This window comes from Pseudomonas syringae group sp. 26L6 (assembly GCF_032587815.1).
Taxonomy (GTDB): domain Bacteria; phylum Pseudomonadota; class Gammaproteobacteria; order Pseudomonadales; family Pseudomonadaceae; genus Aquipseudomonas; species Aquipseudomonas amygdali.
This window is the reverse complement of record NZ_JAWHPJ010000020.1, coordinates 364,785-386,034: the sequence shown is the minus strand read 5'-3', so window position 1 is coordinate 386,034 and position 21,250 is coordinate 364,785. Positions and strand designations below refer to the sequence as shown.

Here is a 21,250-nt window from a genome sequence, read left to right as displayed (position 1 = left end):
CAGTGGGGCATCCATGACTACCAGAAAATATTTCGGAACCGACGGCATTCGCGGTCGTGTAGGGCAATTTCCGATTACGCCCGAGTTCATGCTGAAACTAGGTTGGGCTGCAGGCATGGCATTTCGCAAGATGGGCGCCTGCCGGATTCTCGTCGGCAAGGACACGCGCATCTCTGGCTACATGTTCGAATCCGCCCTTGAGGCCGGGCTCTCTGCGGCCGGTGCTGACGTGCTCCTGCTGGGGCCTATGCCGACACCTGCGATTGCCTACCTGACGCGTACGTTTCATGCCGAAGCAGGCATCGTCATCAGTGCTTCGCATAATCCTCACTATGACAACGGCATCAAGTTCTTCTCCGGTCAGGGCACCAAACTGCCTGACGAGATCGAAATGATGATCGAAGAGCTGCTCGATGCGCCGATGACCGTGGCGGAGTCCGAGAATCTTGGCAAGGTTTCGCGAATTAACGATGCCGCAGGGCGTTATATCGAATTCTGCAAAAGCAGCGTGCCGACCAGCACCGATTTCGCCGGCCTCAAGGTGGTTATCGACTGCGCGCATGGTGCGACCTACAAAGTAGCGCCCAACGTCTTTCGTGAGCTCGGAGCGCAGGTTGTCGTACTTTCTGCGCAGCCTGACGGGCTCAATATCAACAAGAATTGCGGTTCCACTCACATGGAGGCCTTGCAGGCGGCAGTGGTCGCAGAGCATGCCGACATGGGCATTGGCTTCGACGGTGACGGCGATCGCGTGTTGATGGTTGACCATACCGGGACCATCGTCGATGGCGACGAGCTGCTTTACATCATTGCCCGTGATCTGCATGAACGTGGACGCTTGCAGGGTGGTGTCGTCGGCACGTTGATGAGTAATCTCGGGCTTGAACTGGCTCTGGCCGAACAGAACATCCCGTTTGTTCGCGCCAACGTCGGTGACCGTTATGTGATCGCCGAGTTGCTTGAGCGCAACTGGCAGATCGGCGGTGAAAACTCTGGCCACATCGTGTGCTTCCAGCACGCCACCACCGGTGATGCGATCATTGCTTCGTTGCAGGTGATACTGGCCCTGCGTCGTAGCGGCATCAGCCTCGCCGAAGCGCGCTTGAAGCTGCGCAAATGCCCGCAGATCCTGATCAATGTGCGCTTTGCAGGTTCAGGTGTAGATCCCGTTTCGCACCCTTCGGTCCAGCAAGCTTGTGCGCGTGTTACCGAGCAGATGGCCGGACGGGGCAGGGTACTGCTGCGCAAGTCGGGCACAGAGCCTTTGGTGCGCGTGATGGTCGAAGGTGAGGATGAAACCCAGGTCAGATCGTACGCCGAAGAGCTCGCAAAACTGGTTGCTGAAGTTTGCGCCTGATTTCGGCTTGCCAGTGTCGGAAGTGTTGGGTAACATCTGCGCCCACTTTGACCCACGAGGTGTAGCATGCGTCGCCCAATGGTAGCTGGTAACTGGAAAATGCACGGTACCCGCGCCAGCGTCGCTGAGCTGATCGAGGGTTTGGGCAAGCAGGTGTTGCCAGGCAGCGTCGATATCGCCGTAATGCCTGCAAGTCTGTTTACCAATCAGGTGATCGAAGGGCTTCAGGCAACGTCGATCATTGTCGGTGCGCAGGATGCAGCCATTCAGGCTGAGCAGGGCGCGCTGACCGGTGAGATCGCGTCGAGTCAGCTGGCTGATGCAGGTTGCAAACTGGTACTTGTCGGGCACTCCGAACGTCGTCAGCTGATTGGCGAGCAGGATGATGTGCTTAACAAGAAGTTTGCGGCGATCCAGGCAAGCGGGCTGACACCTGTGCTTTGCATAGGCGAAACGCTTGAAGAGCGTAAGGCAGGGCAGACGCTTGAAGTTGTCGGGCGTCAGCTGGACAGTGTCATCGCCGAGTTTGGCATCAGTGCGCTGGTCAATGCCGTAATTGCCTACGAGCCGGTCTGGGCCATTGGCACCGGATTGACTGCTTCGCCTCAAGAGGCGCAGGAAGTGCACGCAGCAATCCGTGCGCAGCTGGCAAAAGAGAATGCCGAAGTCGCACAAGGCGTGCGACTTCTCTATGGCGGCAGCGTGAAGGCGGCCAATGCGGTCGAGCTCTTCAGCATGCCGGATATCGATGGGGGGCTCATTGGTGGAGCTTCCCTGAATGCAGATGAGTTCGGTGCGATCTGTCGCGCCGCGGGAAACTGAAAAAATGCTGGAAACAGTCGTAATCGTTTTTCACCTGTTGGGTGCTCTGGGCGTTGTTGCTCTGGTATTGCTGCAACAGGGTAAAGGTGCTGACGCCGGTGCGTCGTTCGGAGCAGGTGCATCAAATACTGTCTTCGGAGGTCAAGGAACCTCTACCTTTCTCAGTAAGTTTACTGCTATACTCGCAGCATGTTTTTTCATAACCAGCTTGGGGTTAGGTTACTTTGCTAAAGAGAAAGCTCAACAGCTGACTCAGGTAGGTTTGCCAGATCCCGCAGTACTGGAAGTGAAGCAAAAGCCGGCAGCAGATGATGTACCGGTTCTCGAAGGGCAAAAGCCAGCCGCTGTTCCAGCTGACGTACCTCAAGCTCCAGAGAAGAAGTAAAAAAGAATTCGGCGATGTTTCGTGAGGTCGCCAAAGAGTTGTAATGCCGAGGTGGTGGAATTGGTAGACACGCAACCTTGAGGTGGTTGTGCCCAATGGGTGTAGGGGTTCGAGTCCCCTTCTCGGTACCAATTAACAAGGGAGCCCGCATTAGCGGGCTTTCTTGTAGGTGGATGTTGGATTGACCCAGCAATGGATCGGTCGTATACTTCCGCCCCAGCTTTGTCGCGGGGTGGAGCAGTTTGGTAGCTCGTCGGGCTCATAACCCGAAGGTCGTTGGTTCAAATCCAGCCCCCGCAACCAGTTTTAGCGGAGCCCCTTTTAAGGGGCTTTTTGTTAGCTGGACAGTACATGACGTCGATGTTCAGCGGCGTTTTCAGGGATGGGCTTTTGCCCATTTTTTTATTTCTAAAGCATGCACGAGGGGGTTCAGGTGTCGAGCAAGCTAGAACAGTTGCAGGACTTGTTGGCCCCGGTGGTCGTGGCCCTTGGCTATCAATGCTGGGGGATCGATTTCAGTTCCCAGGGCAAGCATTCGGTGCTGCGCATTTATATTGACAAGGAAGGTGGTGTGCTGGTCGACGACTGCGCAATCGTAAGTCGCCAGATCAGCGGTGTATTGGACGTAGAAGATCCGATCAGCACTGAATACACCCTTGAAGTATCGTCTCCTGGCATGGAGCGCCCGCTGTTCACTATTGAGCAGTTTGCTTCGTACGCCGGGGAACAAGTGAAAATAAAGCTGCGTTCACCTTTCGAAGGTCGACGCAACTTTCAAGGCCTTCTCCGCGGGGTGGAGGAGCAGGATGTCGTGGTGCAGGTTGAAGACCATGAATTCCTGTTGCCGATCGACATGATCGACAAGGCCAACATTATTCCCACGTTTGACTGAGACGTGCCGGTTACTGCGGATCCCGCGGATCCAATGGCTTGCGAAAGGCGAGGCGTACGATGAGCAAAGAAGTACTGCTGGTTGTTGAGTCGGTGTCCAATGAAAAGGGCGTTCCGGCAAGTGTAATTTTTGAAGCGCTGGAGCTGGCTCTTGCCACCGCTACCAAGAAACGTTTTGAAGATGAAGTAGAACTGCGTGTAGAGATCAATCGCCAGACAGGCAACTACGAGACTTTCCGTCGCTGGACGGTTGTCGAAGACGAAGATCTGGACGATCCTGCGTACGAATTGGCCGTAGACCAGGCTCAAGTCAAGAAGCCAGGTGCCGTTGCGGGCGACCTGATCGAAGAGAAAATCGATTCCATCGAATTCGGTCGTATCGCCGCACAGACCGCCAAGCAAGTCATTGTGCAGAAAGTTCGTGAAGCCGAGCGTGCTCAGGTAGTCGATGCCTACCGTGAGCGTCTGGGTGAAATCATTTCTGGTACTGTTAAAAAGGTTACACGTGACAATGTCATCGTTGACCTGGGTAACAATGCCGAAGCCTTGCTGGCTCGTGAAGACATCATTTCCCGGGAAACTTTCCGGGTCGGTGTTCGCGTCCGTGCTTTGCTGAAGGAAATTCGTACCGAAAACCGTGGTCCTCAGCTGATCCTGTCGCGTACTGCGCCAGAAATGCTGATCGAGCTTTTCCGCATTGAAGTGCCGGAAATTGCCGAAGGTCTCATCGAGGTGATGGCTGCCTCCCGTGACCCGGGTTCTCGTGCGAAAATCGCTGTTCGCTCCAAGGATAAACGAATCGATCCGCAAGGTGCCTGTATCGGCATGCGCGGTTCGCGAGTTCAGGCTGTTTCCGGCGAGCTGGGTGGCGAGCGTGTGGATATCGTTCTTTGGGACGATAACCCGGCGCAGTTCGTGATCAATGCAATGTCTCCTGCAGAAGTAGCGGCAATCATCGTAGATGAAGACGCGCATGCAATGGATATCGCAGTGGGAGCGGACAACCTGGCCCAGGCTATTGGTCGTGGCGGTCAGAACGTGCGTCTGGCAAGTCAGCTGACTGGCTGGACCCTGAACGTAATGACCGAATCGGACATCCAGGCCAAGCAGCAAGCTGAAACCGGTGACATCCTGCGCAATTTCATCGAAGAACTCGAAGTCGATGAAGAATTGGCACAGGTGCTGGTTGATGAAGGCTTCACCAGCCTGGAAGAGATTGCCTACGTACCGTTGGAAGAAATGCTCAACATCGACGGCTTTGACGAAGAAATCGTCAACGAGCTTCGCGCTCGTGCCAAGGATCGTTTGTTGACTAAAGCCATCGCTACAGAGGAAAAGCTGGCAGACGCCCATCCGGCCGAAGACCTGCTCTCGCTTGAGGGTATGGACAAGGATTTGGCGATGGAACTGGCGGTGCGCGGCGTAATTACCCGCGAAGACCTGGCCGAGCAGTCTATAGATGACCTGCTCGACATCGACGGCATTGACGATGATCGTGCCGGCAAGTTGATCATGGCCGCCCGAGCCCACTGGTTCGAGTAATTGGGCGCGGCCTGAGGAGAGAAGTGCATGACGCAAGTCACGGTGAAAGAACTGGCCAAAGTGGTCGACACACCGGTAGAGCGCCTGTTACAGCAGATGCGTGAGGCAGGTCTGCCGCACACCGCCGCCGAGCAAGTTGTGACCGATAACGAAAAACAAGCCTTGTTGACGCACCTGAAAAGCGGTCACAAGGCCAAGGTGGAAGAGCCTCGCAAGATTACCTTGCAGCGCAAGACCACCAGCACCCTGCGCGTTGCTGGCAGCAAGAGCATCAGCGTTGAAGTGCGCAAAAAGAAAGTCTTTGTGCAGCGTAGCCCGGAAGAGATCGAAGCCGAGCGCAAGCGCGAGATGGACGAACGCCGTGCGGTAGAAAATGCCGCTCGTCAAAAGGCTGAAGAAGAAGCCAAGCGTCGCGCTGAAGAAGATGCGCGCAATCAGCCTGCCGCCGGCCAGCCTGCTTCGGCACCCGCGCAACCTGTTGCTGCAGCTGAGCCTGTGCGTGAAGCGCCAGCACCAGCAGCGGCTGCTCCGGCACCTGCCAGCGCAGCGCCGTCTGCTGACGCTCGCAAGCGTGACGAACAGCGTCGCCCTGACAAGCCTCGTGCTGACGACCGCAATGCCCGCGGCGGCGACGGGGAGCGTAAAAACGCTCCGCATCGCGCTTCGGTCAAGGAGAAGGCTCCGGCCCCTCGCGTTGCTCCTCGTACTACCGACGAAGAAAGCGACAGCTTCCGTCGTGGTGGTCGCGGCAAGTCCAAGCTGAAGAAGCGCAATGCACATGGTTTCCAGAGCCCTACCGGCCCTGTGATCCGTGACGTTGCCATCGGCGAGACCATCACTGTCGGCGAATTGTCGGCACAGATGTCGGTCAAGGCTGCTGAAGTCATCAAGTTCATGTTCAAGATGGGCACTCCGGTGACCATCAACCAGGTACTGGATCAGGAAACTGCCCAGTTGATCGCCGAAGAGCTGGGCCACAAGGTCACGCTGGTCAGCGACAACGCCCTGGAAGATTCCCTGGCCGAATCGCTGAAGTTCGAAGGTGAGTCGTTCTCCCGTGCACCGGTTGTGACCGTAATGGGCCACGTCGACCACGGTAAGACCTCGCTGCTCGACTACATCCGTCGTGCCAAGGTTGCAGCTGGCGAAGCTGGCGGCATCACCCAGCACATCGGTGCCTACCACGTTGAAACCGAACGCGGCATGGTCACGTTCCTCGACACCCCTGGCCACGCCGCGTTTACCGCCATGCGTGCCCGTGGTGCCAAGGCAACGGATATCGTGATTCTGGTGGTTGCAGCTGACGACGGCGTGATGCCGCAGACCATCGAAGCTGTTCAGCATGCTGTTGCGGCTGGCGTTCCGCTGGTTGTTGCGGTGAACAAGATCGACAAGCCTGGTGCTGACCTCGATCGTATCCGCAGCGAGCTGTCGGTCCATGGCGTGACGTCCGAAGAGTGGGGCGGTGATACGCCTTTCGTTTCGGTATCCGCGAAAATGGGTACTGGCGTCGACGAGCTGCTGGAAGCTGTTCTGCTGCAAGCCGAAGTTCTGGAACTCAAGGCAACTCCTTCGGCCCCGGGTCGTGGTGTTGTTGTCGAGTCCCGTCTGGACAAGGGCCGTGGTCCGGTCGCTACTGTTCTGGTTCAGGACGGTACGCTGCGTCAGGGCGACATGGTTCTGGTCGGTTCGAACTTCGGCCGCATCCGCGCCATGCTCGACGAGAACGGCAAGCCGGTCAAAGAAGCAGGTCCTTCGATCCCGGTCGAAATCCTGGGTCTTGACGGTACTCCGGATGCTGGCGACGAGATGTCGGTGCTGGCTGACGAGAAGAAAGCCCGCGAAGTCGCTCTGTTCCGCCAAGGCAAGTTCCGCGAGGTCAAACTGGCTCGCGCTCATGCCGGCAAGCTGGAGAACATCTTCGAGAACATGGGTCAGGAAGAGAAGAAGACGCTTAACATCGTCCTCAAATCCGACGTCCGCGGTTCTCTGGAAGCATTGCAGGGCGCCCTGGGCGGCCTGGGTAACGACGAAGTGCAAGTGCGCGTAGTCGGTGGCGGTGTCGGTGGTATCACCGAGAGCGACGCCAACCTGGCACTGGCCTCCAACGCTGTACTGTTTGGCTTCAACGTGCGTGCCGATGCTGGCGCGCGCAAGATTGTCGAGCAGGAAGGTCTGGATATGCGTTACTACAACGTGATCTACGACATCATCGAAGACGTCAAGAAAGCCCTCACCGGTATGCTTGGCAGCGACGTTCGGGAGAATATCCTGGGTATCGCCGAAGTCCGCGATGTGTTCCGTTCGCCGAAATTCGGCGCGATCGCAGGCTGTATGGTTCTGGAAGGCACTGTCTACCGTAACCGTCCGATTCGTGTTCTGCGCGAAGACATCGTTATCTTTGAAGGCGAGCTGGAATCCCTGCGCCGCTTCAAGGACGACGCTGCCGAAGTACGTGCAGGCATGGAATGCGGTATCGGCGTCAAGAGCTACAACGACGTCAAGGTCGGTGACAAGATCGAAGTCTTCGAGAAGGTCCAAGTGGCTCGCAGCCTCTAAATCGCGAGCTTCAGGAGTCATGGTGGGAGCTTCGCATGCAAATGCCCTGCTTCTCCCATGGGCTCTAAACGCAACGCCCGGTCTGGCAATTGTCAGGCCGGGCGTTTGCCGCTTTCAGACTGTCAGGGTTTGGTCCCGGATCAGTAACAGGTAACAAGCATGGCAAAAGAATACAGCCGTACCCAACGCATTGGCGATCAGATGCAGCGCGAACTGGCGCAACTGATCCGTCGCGAAATCAAGGACCCACGCGTGGGTCTGGTCACTATCACCGCCGTAGACGTCAGCCGTGACGTGGGTCATGCGAAGATTTTCATGACCGTCATGGGCCAGGACAGCGCGGAAGAGATCGCACAGACCATCAAGGTGCTCAACTCTGCCGCAGGCTTCCTGCGCATGCAGCTGGCACGCGAAATGAAGCTGCGCAGTGTGCCTCAACTGCATTTCCACTACGACGAAAGCGTCGTGCGTGGCGCGCATCTCTCGGCACTGATCGAGCGTGCGGTAGCGCAAGACGGTCAGCATCAGGAAGGCTCGGCACCGCCAGATGCAAAGCCTGAAAGTACCGAGGAATAAAGAGTGGCTCAGGTCAAGCGTATACGCCGCAACGTCAGCGGGATCATCCTGCTCGACAAGCCACTGGGTTTCACTTCCAACGCCGCTTTGCAAAAGGTTCGCTGGCTGCTCAATGCCGAGAAAGCCGGGCATACGGGCAGTCTTGATCCTCTGGCAACGGGTGTTTTGCCGTTGTGCTTTGGCGAAGCGACCAAGTTTTCCCAATACCTGCTCGATTCGGACAAGTCCTACGAGACTCTGGCGCAGTTGGGCAAAACCACCACGACCGCCGACTCTGAGGGCGAGGTTTTGCTCACGCGTCCGGTGACCGTTGGTCGCGACGATATTGAAGCGGTGTTGCCGCATTTTCGTGGGCAAATCAGCCAGATACCTCCCATGTACTCGGCCCTCAAGCGTGATGGCCAGCCACTTTACAAGCTGGCACGTGCAGGGGAAGTAGTGGAGCGCGAGCCCCGTTCTGTTACTATTGCGCGCCTGGAATTACTTGCTTGCGAAGGCGACACAGCACGTCTGTCCGTCGATTGCAGCAAAGGCACCTATATCCGTACGCTGGTCGAGGATATTGGTGAAAAGCTCGGTTGTGGTGCTTACGTCGCAGAGCTGCGCCGTACTCAGGCGGGGCCTTTCACGCTGGCTCAGACGGTTACGCTGGAAGAGCTGGAGCAAGTGCATGCCGACGGCGGCAATGAGGCGGTTGACCGCTTCCTGATGCCATCGGACAGCGGTCTGCTGGACTGGCCGCTGCTGAAGTTTTCGGAGCACAGTTCGTTTTACTGGTTGCACGGGCAGCCAGTGCGCGCGCCGGACGCACCGAAATTCGGTATGGTTCGTGTGCAGGATCACGAAGGTCGCTTCATCGGTATCGGTGAAGTCGGCGAAGACGGGCGTATTGCGCCGCGTCGATTGATTCGGTCAGAGTGACCGGAACCAGTCCGTCCGCAGGCTAGCCTGCGAGCGGGGTGGAACGAGGATGGCTGTCAACAGGCACGGTCATACCTCCTTTTTTAATACGAGGATCTGTCCTCGGCCTGTTGGAAACGTTTCTCCGGAAGCGCTTCCTTGAACAAAAGGATTGCCCACATGGCACTCAGCGTTGAAGAAAAAGCTCAGATCGTAACCGACTACCAGCAAGCTGTTGGTGATACTGGTTCGCCAGAAGTGCAAGTTGCACTGCTGACCGCCAACATCAACAAACTGCAAGGCCACTTCAAGGCCAACGGTAAGGACCACCACTCGCGTCGTGGTCTGATCCGTATGGTAAACCAGCGTCGCAAGCTGCTGGATTACCTGAAAGGTAAGGACGTTAGCCGTTACAGCGCCCTGATCGGTCGTCTGGGTCTGCGTCGCTAATAACGACGTTGCTAGAGGTTGGTTGTCTGTCACGATCCGTCGGGTTTTCCCGGTGGTTCTGGCAGGCTCCCAGCCTCAAGTTTTATCTGGACTGTGGAAGGGGCCGATTCCCCACGCTGCCCAAGAATTCGCAAGAAACCAGTTCCCCAAGAGCCACAAAGAAAGGTAGGAAACCGTGAACCCGGTAATCAAAAAGTTTCAGTTCGGTCAATCGACCGTAACCCTCGAGACAGGCCGTATCGCCCGTCAAGCCTCTGGCGCAGTATTGGTCACCGTTGACGACGACGTCAGCGTACTCGTGACTGTGGTCGGCGCCAAACAGGCTGACGCTGGCAAAGGCTTCTTCCCTCTGTCCGTGCACTATCAGGAAAAAACCTACGCTGCCGGCAAGATTCCTGGTGGTTTCTTCAAGCGTGAAGGCCGTCCTTCCGAGAAAGAAACCCTGACCTCGCGCCTGATCGACCGTCCGATCCGCCCGTTGTTTCCAGAAGGCTTCATGAACGAAGTGCAGGTTGTCTGCACCGTCGTCTCCACCAGCAAGAAAATCGATCCGGACATCGCTGCGATGATCGGTACTTCGGCTGCACTGGCCATCTCCGGTATTCCGTTCGACGGTCCGGTCGGTGCTGCGCGCGTTGCTTTCCACGAAAGCACCGGCTACCTGCTGAACCCGACTTACGAGCAACTGCAGGCTTCGAGCCTGGACATGGTCGTAGCCGGTACTTCCGAAGCCGTTCTGATGGTTGAATCCGAAGCCAAAGAGCTGACCGAAGACCAGATGCTGGGCGCTGTGCTGTTCGCCCATGACGAATTCCAGGTGGTGATCAACGCCATCAAGGAACTGGCTGCAGAAGCCGCCAAGCCTGTCTGGGACTGGCAGCCAAAGCCTGAAGCCACCGCACTGCTGGGCGCTATCCGTGCCGAGTTCGGCGACGCGATCTCCCAGGCTTACACCATCACTGTCAAAGCCGACCGCTATGCGCGCCTGGGCGAGCTGAAAGATCAGGTCGTTGCCAAGCTGGCTGTTGAAGAAGGCAGCCCGTCTGCCAGCGAAGTCAAAGCTGCTTTCGGTGAAATCGAATACCGCACCGTTCGCGAAAACATCGTCAACGGCAAGCCGCGTATCGATGGTCGCGATACTCGCACCGTTCGCCCTCTGAATATCGAAGTCGGCGTTCTGCCGAAGACTCACGGTTCGGCACTGTTCACCCGTGGCGAAACTCAGGCGCTGGTTGTTGCAACGCTGGGTACCGCGCGCGACGCACAGCTGCTCGACACCCTTGAAGGCGAGAAAAAAGACCCCTTCATGCTGCACTACAACTTCCCTCCGTTCTCGGTGGGCGAGTGCGGTCGCATGGGCGGCGCGGGCCGTCGTGAAATCGGTCACGGCCGTCTGGCCCGTCGCAGCGTTCAGGCCATGCTGCCAGGCGCCGACGTGTTCCCGTATACCATCCGTGTCGTGTCGGAAATCACCGAGTCCAACGGTTCCAGCTCCATGGCTTCGGTCTGCGGCGCTTCCCTGGCACTGATGGACGCTGGTGTTCCGATGAAGGCACCGGTTGCCGGTATCGCCATGGGTCTGGTCAAGGAAGGCGAGAAGTTCGCCATTCTGACCGACATCCTGGGTGACGAAGATCACCTGGGCGACATGGACTTCAAGGTAGCCGGTACCTCCAAAGGTGTTACCGCGCTGCAGATGGACATCAAGATCAAAGGCATCACCGAAGAAATCATGGAGATCGCCCTGGGTCAGGCCCTGGAAGCTCGTCTGAACATCCTCGGTCAGATGAACCAGATCATCGGTCAGTCGCGTAACGAACTGTCGGCCAACGCTCCGACCATGATCGCGATGAAGATCGACACCGACAAGATCCGTGACGTGATCGGCAAGGGTGGCGCAACCATCCGTGCTATCTGCGAAGAGACCAAGGCTTCGATCGACATCGAAGACGACGGCTCGATCAAGATCTTCGGCGAGTCCAAGGAAGCGGCTGAGGCAGCACGTCAGCGCGTTCTGGGCATTACCGCAGAAGCCGAGATCGGCAAGATCTACGTCGGTAAGGTTGAGCGCATCGTCGATTTCGGCGCGTTCGTCAACATCCTGCCGGGCAAGGACGGTCTGGTTCACATCTCGATGCTGAGCGATGCTCGCGTAGAGAAAGTGACCGATATCCTCAAGGAAGGTCAGGAAGTCGAAGTGCTGGTACTGGACGTGGACAACCGCGGTCGTATCAAGCTGTCGATCAAAGACGTAGCGGCAGCGAAAGCGTCGGGCGTCTGATTGATCTGAGCGGCGTGTGAAAAAGGACTCTTCGGAGTCCTTTTTTTATGAGCGCAATTAGAGGGTTACAAACGGGGCATGCAAACTGCTCGGTGCAAACATGCATCTTGCAAGCCCGATTAGTGACGAACGGGCAAACTGCACGACCTGGTGGAAAACAAAAAAACACAACCTTATGATTTTAAAGGGTTTTTAGTGTTTTTCGTTTTTGGCACACCGCTTGCGATATACCTGTTAACCCTGCCACCACACGCTGGTGCAGATTTCGAGAAAAACAGGAGTTATCGTATGAAGAAGTTCGCTATTGCCGCTGCTACCGCTACTGCCCTGACTCTGACCATGGCCAACGCTGCTTTCGCACAGACCTCGGCCCAAGCGCCAATGGTTCTGGCAGCCAACACCACTACTCAAGAAGTCAAAGAAGATACTTCTGACACTTGGATCACCACCAAAGTCAAAGCTGACCTGCTGACCGAGAAAGGCATCCCAGGTTCGGACATCAAGGTTGAGACCAACAAAGGCGTGGTTTCCCTTTCTTCCACCGTAGCTGTAACTGATGCTCAGAAGAAAATCGCCGTCGCTATCACCAAGAAAATCAAAGGTGTTAAAGACGTATCGGCTGCTGGCCTGAAAGCCGAGTAATCGAATACTGCTCATGAACAGCCGCAGTCATTGATTGATGGAAAGTTCATGCGAGGCTACAAGGATGTAGCCATTAAAGGCCCCGACTGAAGAGTCGGGGCCTTTTCTATGACGGTGACAAACAGACGCTTGGGAGAGTCAGGTGCGACGCTTGCTTTCAATCCTCACCAGGCGACCCCCTTCGAAGCGCAGATACTGATACATGCCGTTATCAGGTCCGTAGATCCATTCCTCGATTCTCACGGCTTCGGACCTTCGGTAGTTACTATTGAAGGTCTCCTGAGTGCCCAGCACTTCCTGGCTTACGGGCTCTCCGCATTTCTGCTGCACTTCGAATGCCCGGTCCCCCGTGCTGACCAGCTGGTTGCCGCAGCGCAGCGTTGACGTGGCATATGAAGAGGCAGCAACTGACACGGCCATAGCGGCAAGGGTCAGGTTGATCAGCAGTTTGATTCGGGTACGTGCCAAGGCTTCATTCACTGTCGAGGTGGAGGGGGCTGATGACTTTACCATCTGGCTGGGCCTGACCCAGGCGGGCATCGACGAAGTACACACGAGCGTCTTCCAGCTTGCCCTTGTCTACCAGGTAGTCCTTGATGCTGCTGGCTCTGCCCTGGCCCAGCTCACGCAGCAATACCTCATTGCTGCTCCAGAACTTGAGCACGGCGGCACGCATCTGGTTTGCACGTTGTTCCTTGCCCAGGTTTGCCCATTCGGCAGGCGGTTGCTGTTTCAGGCGCGTGCGGTAGATACCTTCGAGCATGGGCGCCTTCTCCTCCTCCGGGACCTGTATCAACCCGGCCCTGGCCGGAACCTTGTCGCCGCGTCGCTGGAGGATCTTGTAATAGGTGTACTGGTATTCCCGCTCCAGCCGCTGTTGGGCGATCAGAGGACCGTCACTGCTGGCAGCGCTGGTGCCTTCGATCTCCAGCTTCAGGTCCGGGCGCTCCTTGAGCGCCACCGAGAGCTTGTCCAGGGCGCTTTGCGCCTCGGCCGACAAATCACTGGAGCCCGGCGCGAAACTCACGCTGCCGAGATCCTCGGAGCTTCCACCGGCGACCAGCCCGCCGAGCATCTTGAACGGAGCCTGCGCAGCACGCAGCACAAGATTGCGCAGGGTCTGCCAGACAATCGGCATGACGCTGAACTGCGGGTTGTTCAGGTCGCCCTCGATCGGCAGCTCCAGAGAAATTCGTCCCTGCGTATCCTTGAGCAGCGCGACCGCCAGACGGATAGGCAGGTCCAGCGCATCCGGGCTGTCGACACGCTCACCCAGTTGCAACTGCTCAACCAGCACCTTGTTCTGCGCCTTGAGCTGACCTTTGGTGATCAGGTAGTGCAGGTCGAGATTGAGCCTGCCCTTGCGGATCCTGAAACCGGCGAACTTGCCGGAATAGGGGGTCAGATTGGTCAGCTCGACACGCTTGAAACTGGTAGTGATATCCAGGCTGGCCATCGGGTCGAACGGGTTGAGGCTGCCTTTGATGGTCACAGGCGCGTAGCGGTCGACCTTGCCCTGGATGTCCACGGGTGCCGGTGTCGCCTTGCGGTTGTCGATGGTGCCGATACGACCATTGAGCTGCTGGACGGCGGTGGCAAAGTTGGGGGTCAGGGTCATGTCGGCAAAGTTTGCCGAGCCATCCTTGATATTCACTTCGCCGACGTAGATCGCCAGAGGGTTCTCTGCCTTGGCCTTGGGCTGTGTTCTGGCTGTTTTTGGCTGCGATGCGGTCTTGTCATCAGGTTGTGGAATCAGCAGATCGTCGACATTGGTGGTCCGGTCTTCATTGATCATGAAGCGTGCGTAAGGCTGATCCATGTTGACTTTGGCAATCGAAAGGCCCGTGCCGTGCTGGTAGTCCAGCCCTTCGAGTTGCAGTTGCTGCCACTTCAGGAAGTCGCGCTGTTTGAGCGTGTCGAGTGTGTGAAGCTGATTGACCTGCGCTTTGCCGGTAACGCTGAACGCCAGCGGTTCGGTGCTTTTCAGGTTGACCGCCAGATCGCTGCCCAGCATGCCGCTGCGCATTTCCAGACGAATGAACGGGCTGATGTAGGCTTGGGCGAGGCGCAGGTCGATGTCGCGGGTAGTTACGTTAAGTTGTGCACTGACTGGGTTGAGGTTCACATCGCCGGCTGCAGTGAGGTTGCCCTGTTTGCCCAGCCCGGTATCAAGCTTAAGCGTGAAGGGGGATTTGTTCAGGCTGTCGAAATTCTGGATGTCCAGATTCAGCGGGCCAACATCCAGAGCAACAGGCTCTTGAGGTACGCGATCTGCCAGGTGGACCATGTAATTGCGCAGCTGCACATCTCGCAGCAGCACCTGCCATGGCGTGCTTTGCGTGGCGGGCTTGGCGCTGGCTTTGACAGAGGCGTCGGTCGTGGGTGCCGGTTCAGCCGCCTTGTCGTCCACGGCCGGTGTTTGCGCTGCCGCTGGCTTGCCCGGTTGGCTGGCGAATAGTTTCTGCCAGTCCAGTTGCCCGTCGGCTTCGCGCGCTGCCCAGGTTTCCAGTTTCTGGCTGCGGATCTTGCCTACGGTCACCAGCTGCTTTGCCAGATCGACTGATGTTTCGCTCACGTCCAGGCGTTGCAGGCGTACCAGAGGGCGACCGTCTGGCGTGTTCAACGCGAAGGGCGCGACACTGGCCGACACATTGGTCAGCTTCAGCTCGGTTTCCTTGGCCAGATTGAGTGTGTAGGCGGTGCTGAAATTCAGCACGCCGTCCTCAAGCGCCAGCGGCAACGCATCACGCACGTAAGGCCACCACAGCTTCATCTTGCTGTCGGTGACTTTCAGCGTCCCTTCCGAGGTGATCGGTATCAGGCTGATACGCCCGACCCAGTCGATCTGCCCGCCATCCGGACCTGCCGCGACCAGCGTCATGTCGGCATTGTCTTCGGGTAATGTGCTGAGGTTCTTGAGTTCGAAATTGAGTGTGTCGTAGAGAAATTCGATGGGCTGACTTGGGCGCATATCCTGAAAGTGAACATAGCCATCGGCCAGTTTTATTTCGTCGATACGCAGCGGGAACGGCTTGCCGGGTGGTTCGTCCTTGGCAGGTTCGCTGGCTGGCAGCTTGAACAGTTGCGCCAGATTGAGCTTGCCTTGCTTGTCGAACAACAGCTCGGTCTTGGGTTTGATCAGCTCGATGCGTTGTAGGTGCAGGGCCCGTGTCCACAGGCTGTCGATTTGCAGGTTGGCATAAAGCTTTTCAAACGCGACCTGTTCCTTGCCCGGCGTGCCGATGTTCAGGCCCCAGAGCGTCAGCTCCAGCGTGTAGGGATTGAATTCCAGGCGTTCAAGCTTCGCCAGCACGGTGGCGTAATTGGCCAATTGCTGATTGGCGATCCGCAGAGCGACACCGGGAAGAATGAAGAACCCCAGCAAGCTGTAGAGCACGATCACAGTCAGCAAGGAGCCAAGTGTGCGTTTCAATCCTCTGGACATGGGCAGCGGCGTCTCTCTCTTTTGGAAGCCCTTGGAGTATGGCATGCCTGTTCGGTTCCCAAGGCACTGCCGTCGCCGCTCGTAGGAACTTTCCGATAGTGCTTTGTGATACCAGCCGCCGGATCAGAGTTGCAGGATCAGCGTTTTCAGGGGGGGCTGATTATCCAGAGACGGGAAGTCCTTGGCAGGAAGCATCTCCTGGCAGTCGCGTACCGGGCGTCCAGCCTTGGTGGCACAGCGTAATACCTGCTCACGCCAGTCCTGCATGCTGACCTTCGCAAGGTTGTTGCAGCAGATCAGCACGCCGCCGTCTGCCGTCGTCAACAGCGCCGGCTTGAGCAGGCTTTGATAGTCGCGCAACAGGTCAACGGTGCCGAACGCACTTTTGGCCCAGGCAGGGGGGTCAAGCAGGACCAGATCATACTGGCGCTGTTGCAGTTTTACGTAGCTGGGCAATTGCTGGCTACGCCGCGCTGCAATCGGCAGCCCCGCCAGTTGGCGGATTGCCGGAAAATAATCCGACTGGATGAACTGCATGGGTGGCAGTTGCGGGTTAAGCGCACCATTCTCTCGACCCACGGCCAGATTGCCCTCGGCGAAGTCCAGATTGCACACCTCGCTCGCGCCACCGGCCGCAGCGCTGAGACCGACGCCGCAGGTATAGGCGAACAGGTTCAGCACGCTTTTGCCGGCGCTGTGCTGTTTGACCCAGCCACGCGTGTTGCGCAGGTCCAGAAACAACAACGGGTCTTGGCCCGCATGTCGGCCACGGACCCGATAGTTGAGCCCCCACTCATGCCCGATATGGTCGGCCAGCGCCGCTTCGTCAGCCTTGTAGACCGTATCCTGGCGATCCACGCGTGAGTTGCCTTGCGAGCGATCGTTATAGACAAGCAGCGTTTCCAGGCCCAGTCGTGTGTTGACTTGCTCGTGCAGCGCAAGCAATGCATCGCGATCCAGGCGGGTGTGGAAGCTTTGTACCAGCAACTGCGGGCCGTAGCGGTCGATGGTCAGCCCGCTGGCGCCTTCCTGACTGCCGTGAAACAGCCGATAGCAGTCCGTGCCCTGCTGATGCAGTTCGCCCAGCAACGATTGACGATTATCGAGGGCGACGCTGAGCGCCTGATTCAAGGAAGACATGCTAAGCGCCTCGGGCTGGAATAAGGCGCGGGAGTTTAACAGCTAGCGGGCGCTGACGGTTTTTAGCGTCAGCCGCGTTGTTCAGGTCCTGTGCTGTCATACAGCGCCAACATTCCCCTGTTACGGTACTTTTTTGCCTGTCAGCGAGGGGATAACCGTGAGCCAGTTCGATCTCAAGCGTCGCCGTGTCATCCAGGCCGTGGGGGCCGGTTTGCTGTTGCCGGGGCTTGCGCCTGCGGTGATCGCTTCGGTGCAGGACCGCCCGAAAATGGTCGATGGTGTGCAGTCCGGAGATGTGCTCGGCGACAAGGCCATGGTCTGGAGCCGCAGCGACCGGCCTTCGCGGATGGTGGTCGAATGGGACACACGCAGTATGTTTACCCAGCCACGGCGCGTGGTCTCGGCGCTCGCCGATCAGCGTACCGACTTCACCGCGCGGGTCGAATTGAGCGGGCTGCCGGTCGATCAGGCGATTTTCTACCGCGTCTCGTTCGAGGATGCTCAAAGCGGTGTCGCCAGCGAGCCCTGGTTCGGCCATCTGCGCAGCACGCCCCAACAGCGTCGTGACATCCGTTTCGTCTGGAGTGGCGACACGGTGGGGCAGGGCTTCGGTATCAACCCTGACATTGGTGGCATGCGTATCTATGAGGCGATGCGCTTGCGTTTGCCGGACTTTTTTATCCACAGCGGTGACACCATTTACGCCGACGGGCCAGTGCCCGAGCAGATCACCACGGAAGGCGGGCGGATCTGGCGCAACCTGACCACCGAGGCGAAAAGCAAGGTGGCGGAGACCCTCGACGAGTACCGAGGCAATTACCGCTATAACCTGATGGATGAAAATCTGCGCCGCTTCAACGCAGAAGTGCCGCAGATCTGGCAATGGGATGACCACGAAGTCACCAACAACTGGTCGCCCAGCAAGCAGCTTGATGAGCGTTACAAGGTCAAGGATATCCAGCTGCTGTCCTCGCGTGCCCGCCAGGCTTATCTGGAGTACGCGCCGCTGCGCTTGCAGCAAGCCGACAATGGCGGACGCATTTATCGCAAGATTCCCTACGGTCCAATGCTCGACGTTTTTGTCCTCGATATGCGCAGCTACCGCGATGGCAATGATGCCAATCTGGCCGAAAAACCGGGCCCTACCACTGCATTTCTTGACCGTGAGCAACTTGACTGGCTCAAGCGCGAACTCAATGCGTCGCGCGCGCAATGGAAGGTCATTGCTGCTGACATGCCCATCGGCCTTGGCGTACCGGATGGCGAGGTGAGCCCCGGTGTGGCGCGCTGGGAAGCCATCGCCAACGGCAATGACGGACCGGCGCTTGGCCGCGAGCTGGAGGTTGCCGAATTGCTGGCCTACCTGCGCGCGCAGAAGATTCGCGACTGTGTCTGGCTGACGGCCGATGTCCATTACTGCGCCGCGCATCATTACCAGCCGGATCGTGCCGTGTTTCAGGACTTCGACCCGTTCTGGGAATTCGTCGCCGGGCCGCTGAATGCGGGCAGCTTCGGTCCCAATGTACTGGACAAGACGTTCGGTCCGGAACTGGTGTTCCAGAAGGCGCCCCCTGCACAGAACACCTCGCCTTTTGCGGGTTATCAGTTCTTTGGCGAAGTGAACATCGACGGGCAGACCGGCGAGATGTCTGTTGCCCTGCGCGATCTTGATGGCGTTTCAGTGTTCGAGCGCAAATTGCAGCCGACCGTGGAGGTTAGCCGCATTGTCTGACAGAGAATCGGGGTTGTTCAGGTAAGCCTTTAGGAAATTCCTTGCAACATGCTTGTCGTGTGTGGCCTATCATGAGCTACCTAACGACGGGACCGGGTGTGTTGCATGCTGGCTATTTTTCTCCAAACCCTGAACATCACCGCCCCGGTGTTTGCCATGCTGTTTCTGGGCGTATTGCTCAAACGCATCGGTGCTATCAACGACGGATTTATCGTCGCGGCTTCCGGGCTGGTGTTCAACGTCACGATGCCTGCGCTGCTGTTTCTGGGCATCATTCACGCTGATTTGCGCGCGGCTCTGCAACCCAGATTGCTCATCTTTTTCAGTGTCGCGACGCTGCTGAGTTTCGCATTCGCCTGGGGCTGGGCGATCTGGCGCTGCCCGCAAGAAGAGCGTGGCGTTTACGTTCAGGGCGCGTTCCGTGGCAACAACGGGGTAATCGGCCTGGCGCTGGCGGCGAGCATGTACGGCCCTTATGGCATTTCGTTGGGGGCGATTCTGGCCGCGCTGGTCATCGTCTTCTACAACACGTTGTCGACAATTGTGCTGGCGGTTTACAGCCCGGTGATCAAGTCCGACCCCTGGAGCGTGTTCAAAAGTGTGCTGGCCAATCCGTTGATCATCAGCGTCATCATCGCATCGCCTTTCGCTTACTTCAGCATAGGCCTGCCCAGGTGGCTGGAGACGTCCGGCAGTTATCTGGCGCAAATGACCCTGCCGCTGGCGCTGATCTGCATCGGCGGCACGCTGTCGCTGGCCTCGCTGCGTAAAAGTGGCAGTCTGGCGATCAGTGCCAGCGTCATGAAAATGATCACGCTGCCGCTGCTCTGCACGCTGGCCGCCTGGCTGGTCGGTTTTCGCGGCGCGGAACTGGGCATTCTGTTCCTGTACTTCGCGAGCCCGACGGCCGCTGCCAGCTACATCATGGCGCGCACCGCCAACGGCAACTACGAACTGGCCGCCGCGATCATCGTCATCACCACGCTGGCCGCCGCGGTCACTACCAACGTGGGAATTTTCATTCTGCAATGGGGCGGCTGGATCTAGTCCGGCTTTACGTAGCTGTCGATGACTTCCTGTGCTGCACGGAACGCGTCGATGGCTGCTGGCACGCCGGCATAGACCGCGCAGTGCAGCAGCGCCTCGCGAATTTCCTCCACCGTGCAACCGTTGTTCAGTGCTCCACGAACATGGCCCTTTAGCTCTTGCGGGCATTTCAGGGCGGTGAGGGTGGCCAGGGTGATCAGGCTGCGGGTTTTCAGCGGCAAACCCTCACGACTCCAGACGCTGCCCCAGGCGTGTTCGTTGACGAAGTCCTGCAGCGGCTGGCTGAACTCGGTTGCGTTACCCAGCGCACGGTCGACGTAGACATCGCCCATTACCTGACGACGGATCTGCTCGCCTTCGCTGATTGTCTTGTCTGTCATGGCATTCCCCTTGTATCGATGCGGATTGAGGTCAGTGCTGGCGTCTCCAGGCGCGGATCGTGCCCCAGGCAACAATAACGCCGAGCACAGGCAGAACCAGAGTAAGCATTTTTGTTTCGAGCCTTTCGGCCAGTGCCATTCCAGTGCTGATCGCCAGAATATGCAGCCCGTACGTCAGGTACAGCGACAGCAGAAACACCCCTTCCATGCGGTCTATCCGGTAGCCGGAATAGAACAGCGGCACACAAAGCAGCGAAACACCGAGCATGATCGGCAGGTCGAACACCATTGCATTCGGCGAGATCGTCAGCGGCACCGGGGCGAACAGTGCAGTCACTCCCAATACCCCCAGCAGGTTGAACAGATTGCTGCCGATCACATTCCCCACTGCAATATCCCGTTCGCCACGAAACGCCGCGATCAGCGAGGTCATCAGGGCGGGCAATGAGGTGCCGATGGCGATGATGGTCAGGCCGACAATGCGCTCCGAAAGCCCCAGATGGATGGCGATCACGACCGACGCGTCAACCAGCAAGTGCCCGCCAGCGGTCAGCAGCAGCAAGCCTGCGGCAAGCATGAGGATGCGCGTGAAGGTGCGTGGTTTCTCTGTTGTTTCGGCATGGCCGTGGCGCGGCGTGTGACCGCCCTGGCGGATGATGACAATCAGGCAGACCAGCAAACCTGCAAGCAGCAGTGCACCGTCAAATTTGCTGAATTCGCCGTTCCATGACAGGCCGATGGCCAGCAGGCAGGCACCGATCATCAGCGGAATATCGATGTGCAGCACCTGGCGGGCAACGCGTAACGGGATGATCAGCGCGCATAGGCCAAGAATCACCAGGACATTGAAGATGTTGCCACCGATGACGCTGCCTACGGCGATGTCGGTGTTATCGGCAAACGCAGCTTGCAGGCTTACCGCCATTTGCGGCGCGCTGGTGCCCATCGCCACCACGGTCAGGCCAATGAGCAATGGCCTGACCTTGAAAATCGCCGCCAGATGCACTGCCGCACGCACTGAAAGTTCTGCCCCGATCAACAGCAATAGCAGGCCGCTGAACATTTGAATGAGCGCGGGGGCGGGCAGGGTCGATAGCTGGA

Annotated in this window: 18 protein-coding genes and 2 tRNA genes; 15 read left to right on the top strand and 5 right to left on the bottom strand. The window is 57.9% G+C overall.

Features of this window, described 5'->3' with window-relative positions; translation table 11 throughout:
* Positions 1-13: 13 nt before the first annotated feature.
* The 13 genes from glmM (at position 14) to RYA97_RS12650 (ending at position 12,405) form a co-directional block, all read left to right on the top strand.
* Positions 14-1,357, top strand: coding sequence for a phosphoglucosamine mutase (gene glmM / locus RYA97_RS12710; RefSeq protein ID WP_005744973.1), 1,344 nt, complete (start codon positions 14-16; stop codon positions 1,355-1,357).
* A 66-nt stretch (positions 1,358-1,423) separates the two neighbouring features.
* Positions 1,424-2,179 (top strand): triose-phosphate isomerase, encoded by a 756-nt coding sequence (gene tpiA, locus RYA97_RS12705; RefSeq protein WP_316892378.1) that lies wholly within the window; start codon positions 1,424-1,426, stop codon positions 2,177-2,179.
* Between the two features lie 4 nt (positions 2,180-2,183).
* Entirely contained in the window at positions 2,184-2,564 is a 381-nt protein-coding gene (gene secG, locus RYA97_RS12700; protein ID WP_003313628.1) for a preprotein translocase subunit SecG, read from the top strand.
* Between the two features lie 45 nt (positions 2,565-2,609).
* Positions 2,610-2,695 (top strand) — tRNA-Leu (locus tag RYA97_RS12695).
* A 95-nt stretch (positions 2,696-2,790) separates the two neighbouring features.
* Positions 2,791-2,867, top strand: a tRNA-Met gene (locus RYA97_RS12690).
* A 130-nt stretch (positions 2,868-2,997) separates the two neighbouring features.
* Positions 2,998-3,456: a ribosome maturation factor RimP gene (rimP, locus tag RYA97_RS12685; RefSeq protein ID WP_002555126.1), complete on the top strand. Its 459-nt coding sequence runs from the start codon at positions 2,998-3,000 to the stop codon at positions 3,454-3,456.
* 59 nt (positions 3,457-3,515) lie between these two features.
* Positions 3,516-4,997 (top strand): transcription termination factor NusA, encoded by a 1,482-nt coding sequence (gene nusA / locus RYA97_RS12680; protein WP_002555125.1) that lies wholly within the window; start codon positions 3,516-3,518, stop codon positions 4,995-4,997.
* A gap of 27 nt (positions 4,998-5,024) precedes the next feature.
* Positions 5,025-7,556: a translation initiation factor IF-2 gene (gene infB / locus RYA97_RS12675; RefSeq protein ID WP_005733039.1), complete on the top strand. Its 2,532-nt coding sequence runs from the start codon at positions 5,025-5,027 to the stop codon at positions 7,554-7,556.
* 159 nt (positions 7,557-7,715) lie between these two features.
* Positions 7,716-8,132, top strand: coding sequence for a 30S ribosome-binding factor RbfA (gene rbfA / locus RYA97_RS12670; protein WP_057453249.1), 417 nt, complete (start codon positions 7,716-7,718; stop codon positions 8,130-8,132).
* Between the two features lie 3 nt (positions 8,133-8,135).
* Positions 8,136-9,053, top strand: a complete 918-nt coding sequence (gene truB / locus RYA97_RS12665) for a tRNA pseudouridine(55) synthase TruB (protein WP_004656648.1) — start codon at positions 8,136-8,138, stop codon at positions 9,051-9,053.
* A 159-nt stretch (positions 9,054-9,212) separates the two neighbouring features.
* On the top strand, positions 9,213-9,482 hold the full coding sequence (gene rpsO, locus RYA97_RS12660) for a 30S ribosomal protein S15 (protein WP_002555121.1): 270 nt from the start codon (positions 9,213-9,215) through the stop codon (positions 9,480-9,482).
* A gap of 175 nt (positions 9,483-9,657) precedes the next feature.
* Positions 9,658-11,763, top strand: coding sequence for a polyribonucleotide nucleotidyltransferase (gene pnp / locus RYA97_RS12655; protein ID WP_005733040.1), 2,106 nt, complete (start codon positions 9,658-9,660; stop codon positions 11,761-11,763).
* A 288-nt stretch (positions 11,764-12,051) separates the two neighbouring features.
* Entirely contained in the window at positions 12,052-12,405 is a 354-nt protein-coding gene (locus RYA97_RS12650; protein ID WP_004656644.1) for a BON domain-containing protein, read from the top strand.
* 138 nt (positions 12,406-12,543) lie between these two features.
* On the opposite strand, the gene RYA97_RS12645 is transcribed toward RYA97_RS12650, so the two are convergent.
* The 3 genes from RYA97_RS12645 to RYA97_RS12635 all read right to left on the bottom strand — a co-directional run bounded on the left by RYA97_RS12645 (position 12,544) and on the right by RYA97_RS12635 (position 16,990).
* Entirely contained in the window at positions 12,544-12,918 is a 375-nt protein-coding gene (locus tag RYA97_RS12645; protein WP_057402165.1) for a DUF2845 domain-containing protein, read from the bottom strand.
* Entirely contained in the window at positions 12,878-15,850 is a 2,973-nt protein-coding gene (locus RYA97_RS12640) for a DUF748 domain-containing protein (protein ID WP_316892372.1), read from the bottom strand. The genes RYA97_RS12645 and RYA97_RS12640 overlap by 41 nt, the downstream gene beginning before the upstream one ends.
* A 123-nt stretch (positions 15,851-15,973) precedes the next feature.
* Positions 15,974-16,990, bottom strand: a complete 1,017-nt coding sequence (locus tag RYA97_RS12635; RefSeq protein WP_005780930.1) for a class I SAM-dependent rRNA methyltransferase — start codon at positions 16,988-16,990, stop codon at positions 15,974-15,976.
* A 157-nt stretch (positions 16,991-17,147) separates the two neighbouring features.
* On the opposite strand from RYA97_RS12635, the gene RYA97_RS12630 reads away from it, so the two are divergent.
* Positions 17,148-18,722, top strand: coding sequence for an alkaline phosphatase D family protein (locus RYA97_RS12630; protein WP_117140058.1), 1,575 nt, complete (start codon positions 17,148-17,150; stop codon positions 18,720-18,722).
* 105 nt (positions 18,723-18,827) lie between these two features.
* The gene (locus RYA97_RS12625) at positions 18,828-19,769 is read left to right on the top strand and encodes an AEC family transporter (protein WP_004656635.1); all 942 of its coding nucleotides are present in this window, start codon (positions 18,828-18,830) and stop codon (positions 19,767-19,769) included.
* Here the strand turns inward: RYA97_RS12625 and RYA97_RS12620 are convergent.
* Both RYA97_RS12620 and RYA97_RS12615 read right to left on the bottom strand, forming a co-directional pair.
* Complete coding sequence (locus RYA97_RS12620; protein ID WP_005733046.1) at positions 19,766-20,149, bottom strand: carboxymuconolactone decarboxylase family protein; 384 nt, start codon at positions 20,147-20,149, stop codon at positions 19,766-19,768. The two genes, RYA97_RS12625 and RYA97_RS12620, sit on opposite strands and share 4 nt — an antisense overlap.
* A 31-nt stretch (positions 20,150-20,180) precedes the next feature.
* Positions 20,181-21,212, bottom strand: coding sequence for a calcium/sodium antiporter (locus RYA97_RS12615; RefSeq protein WP_117140059.1), 1,032 nt, complete (start codon positions 21,210-21,212; stop codon positions 20,181-20,183).
* Positions 21,213-21,250: the final 38 nt, after the last annotated feature.